Consider the following 4,390-nt stretch of genomic DNA (forward strand, 5'->3'; position numbering starts at 1 on the left):
AATAGAATCGACTTTTTAGTGGTTCACTTTGGCCCGGCGAAGGCGGCTCACTTTGACCCGATTTGGGTGGTTCACTTTAACCCGGCGAAGGTGGTATACTATGCCCGATTTTTGCACCTTCTTCACAGTAAATCCTATAGACCCGTTTAGGATTATCCATAAAGCCTTCTCGACGAAGCAGGATATAGATTCTCCAAAACCTTAGCGTACCCGTGTAGCTCCTAGTTCTTTCATTCTCATACGCACCAATTCATCCCCACCTTCTTTACAGGTATAATAAAAAACGCTTTTGTGTAGCAATATTAGGCGTAGATAACGGTTGATAGAAATATTATATTCCATACGAATAGTGCTGACTACCTCCCGTTTTCGAGACGGCCTCAGAACTTTTTTTCAATACGTCCTGAAATATCCGCTTGTCAAGACTTAAATCGGCTACAAGCTTTTTTAGCTGAGTATTCTCCTCTTCCAAGTTATGGAGCCTTCTCAGTTCAGAGACGCCAAGACCCCCGTATTTTTCTTCCAATTGTAAAAGGTAGCCTCGCTGATTCCCATCTTGCGACAGACTTCAGAAAGACGCGTTCTGGTCTCACCTTGTTTAATCGCAAACACGATCTGAGATTCTGTAAATTTTGAACGTTTCATAAGCAAATAATTTATTTGCCCGAAACCCTCTAGTTTTTATCAGACCGATTTAATGGGAGGAGGTCATTCTCAGGGAAGCCTACACTGGATTGAGGATCATTTTAGACACCCCTACAGATCTATTGCTAAAAACATATTTATACTTGTAAAATAATAGTATTTTCTTAAAAAAACACCCCTAATTCTGATTTTAGTGTAAAATTTTAAACTAAAAATTAAGTTGAGCACCCAATAATTTATTAATATTACTATACTATTAACAATTATAAATCCAAACGAAAACGTTTTAGTAAATCGAATTATTTAATTAATCAACATGAACAACTATGAAAAAAGACTACAACGGTAACCTTAAAAAAAAGAGGGGACATTTTTTCAAATTAAAAATTGCGCTAGTTGCTATTAGTATGTGCCTGAGTGTACTTCCAGCCCACGCGCTTGAAATGGCTACTGACACGGCTACACACACCAAGACACAAGCTACAATCACAGGAACTGTTCTGGACCCTGACGGAATGCCGTTACCTGGAGTAAACATTCTGGTTAAAGGCACAACTACAGGAACACAAAGTGACTTTGATGGAAATTATTTTATTGAAGCCGCTAACGATGCCACATTGGTCTTTAGTTATCTGGGGTTTAAAACGCAGACACTTGCTATAAATAACAGAACAAACATAGACGTATCTCTGGAAGAAGATGCTGGGCAACTTGATGAAGTGGTTGTGGTAGGTTATGGTACACAACGTAAACAAGATCTTACCGGTGCAATTTCGGTAGTAAAAGTAGACGAACTTGTGCAGCAGCCTACTGCACAAATAACCAGCCAACTGCAAGGTAGGGTTTCTGGGGTGACCATTACAGGTGGTGGTCAACCGGGTCAAGCTCCCCAGATTAAAATTAGAGGAGCCAATACGTTTGGAAATAACAGTCCGCTCTACGTGGTAGACGGTATTCCTACAGAGACTATTTCTGATATCAACCCAAACGATATCGAGAGTTTACAAGTGCTTAAAGATGCTGCGTCTGCCTCGATCTATGGAGCAAGAGCTGCAAACGGTGTGATCATCGTATCTACAAAAAAAGGTAAAGGTAGAATGCGAGTATCTTACGACACGTATTATGGTATACAAATGGTACAAAAAGGGAATCCTTGGGACATCTTATCATCACAGGAAACTGCAGAACTTACATTTCAGGCTTTACGAAATACCAATCCTGATCAGCCTATCAATCATAGCCAGTATGGGAATGGGGCTACTCCGGTATTGCCTAATTATATTGCGCCTGTAGGTGCCAATACGGTAAATGAGGCTTTATACAATGTAAATCCGCTTTATACAGACCCTGCAGACGTCAATAACTTCTATCGCATTGTTAAAGCGAACAAAGAAGGTACAAACTGGTTTCAGGAGATTTTTAACCCGGCAAGCATTACCAGTCATAACGTATCGGTAAGTAATGGTACAGAGAAAGGAAGTTATTACTTATCGCTTAACTATTTTAATCAGCAAGGAACAATTGAGAACACCTATCTCAAACGATATACGATTCGCGCTAATGCGACATACGACATTACAGACAAAATTCGTATAGGTCAAAATCTTAGTTTTGCGATACGTGATAACCCGCAAATTGATGCGCTTACAGAAGGCAGCACTATAGGGATGGCTTTTAGAGAATTGCCTATTATTCCGGTACGTGATATTAATGGCAATTATGCAGGATCATTTGGTTCAGATTTAGGTAACGCTAAAAACCCGGTTGCTATCGCTGAAAGAAGACGCAACAACAGAGGAATCTCTAACCGGGTTTTTGGAAATATTTTTGTAGAAGTTGATTTTGCTAAAAATTTTACGTTTAGAACCAGTTATGGTGGGCAATACTTCTCAAACAGCTTCAATTCGTTTCAATTTCCAGAATATGAAAATGCAGAAAACCTCACTATAAACCAGTACACGGAAGCTGCAGCTACCAATTACAACTGGACATGGACCAACACCGTTCAGTATAAAAATGTATTTAACGAAAAACACAACTTAACCGTATTACTAGGCACAGAAGCCTATCAAAACCGGGGGCGTGAGGTAGGAGGAACTACGCAGAGCTATTTTAGTTTTGATCCGGATTATGTAACACTAGACACGGGTGCGGGTACCCAGACGAATTATAGTTTTAAATATGCCGATGCTTTGTCTTCCCTTTTTGGAAGACTCGATTATAACTTTAATGATAAGTATTTATTAAGTGCTACAATACGACGAGACGGTTCTTCCCGGTTTTTAAATGAACAATACGGTTGGTTTCCTGCAGCAAGTGTGGGCTGGAATATTTTAAACGAAAAGTTCATGCCAGATATGAGTTGGTTAAACGACCTTAAAATACGAGGAGGGTACGGGGTACGGGGCAATCAGATCAATGTAGATCCCCCAAATGGATTCACAACTTATGGCGGAAATAATCTAAATTCTTACTATGATATTTCAGGCAGCAATAATAGTACAGTAGAAGGGTTTAGACAAACCCGTATTGGAAACCCGGATGCTAAATGGGAACGAGATGCTGATTCTAACATTGGTATTGATGCGTCACTCTTCAACAGGTCTGTACAACTATCTGTAGATTATTATAGAAAAGACATTAGCGACTTATTGTACAACCCGAATCAAGTAGCTACCGTAGGTACGGCGACAGTACCGTTTCAAAACGTAGCTGAAATGAAAAATACAGGATTAGATATTGATCTTTCTACCTATTTTAACCTTAGCGATGAGTTACGCTTAAATACTTCTGTAACCTTCACAAGCTACAACAACGAGATTGTGAGTATATCAGAAGGACAGCAATTTTTTGATGCAGAAGGACGTCGCTTTAACGGAAGTAATATTATTAGAAATGCCGTAGGCCATTCGTTAAGTCAGTTTTTTGGATACCAAACAGTGGGTTTCTGGGATTCACAAAACGAAATTGATCAGGCAAATGCCGCGGCAATTGCTGCTACAGGAAACAACAATGCCACGTATCAATCTGATGTAGCTATAGGTCGTTTTCGGTATGCTGACACGAATGGTGACAATCAGATTACCGAAGCAGATCGTACGTTTTTAGGAAATCCTAACCCGGATTTTACGTATGGTTTAAATATTGAAGTTCTGTATAAAAACTGGGATTTCAGTATGTTTCTTTATGGTTCTCAAGGAAATGATATTTGGAACCAGGTAAAGTGGTGGACAGATTTCTACAGTTCCTTTGTAGGAGCAAAAAGCAACACCGCGCTTTACGATTCTTGGACTCCTACAAATAGGAATGCTTCAGCTCCTATACAACAAACTACGGGTTCTTTTAGCCTTGCTGATGTACCCAACTCCTATTTTGTTGAAGATGGTTCTTATTTAAGAGCAAAACAAATTCAATTAGGATACTCACTACCTTCTAAAATGCTTCAATCTATGAACCTGACTAAACTGCGGGTTTATGCACAAATGGCAAATGCTTTTACCCTTACCTCTTATTCTGGCATAGATCCGGAAATTGCGGGTGGCGGCGCTGTAAACACGGGTATCGATGAAGGTGCTTACCCCAATCAGAGACAATTACTTTTTGGGTTAAACGCTGCATTTTAATTGATTAAAAAAAGAAAGTAAACTACCTCGGGGCAAGCCTGTCTGCCGACAAAGGCAGGCCCACGAGGCATTCGTTAGAAACAAATTTTCAATTTCGAGGCAAGCCTCGGGGTATTAAACCC

Annotated in this window: 1 protein-coding gene and 2 pseudogenes; 1 reads left to right on the forward strand and 2 read right to left on the reverse strand. The window is 39.8% G+C overall.

Annotation, left to right across the window (positions count from 1 at the left end; translation table 11 throughout):
- Positions 1-106 precede the first annotated feature (106 nt).
- Positions 107-237, reverse strand: a pseudogene (locus tag DSM02_RS20855) (IS3 family transposase); the annotation flags it as partial.
- 134 nt (positions 238-371) lie between these two features.
- Positions 372-645, reverse strand: a pseudogene (locus tag DSM02_RS20860) (transposase); the annotation flags it as partial.
- A gap of 326 nt (positions 646-971) precedes the next feature.
- Between DSM02_RS20860 and DSM02_RS20250 the strand changes: the two are divergent.
- Complete coding sequence (locus tag DSM02_RS20250; protein ID WP_240674121.1) at positions 972-4,268, forward strand: SusC/RagA family TonB-linked outer membrane protein; 3,297 nt, start codon at positions 972-974, stop codon at positions 4,266-4,268.
- Positions 4,269-4,390 lie beyond the last annotated feature (122 nt).

Source organism: Leeuwenhoekiella polynyae (genome assembly GCF_004104075.1).
Taxonomy (GTDB): domain Bacteria; phylum Bacteroidota; class Bacteroidia; order Flavobacteriales; family Flavobacteriaceae; genus Leeuwenhoekiella; species Leeuwenhoekiella polynyae.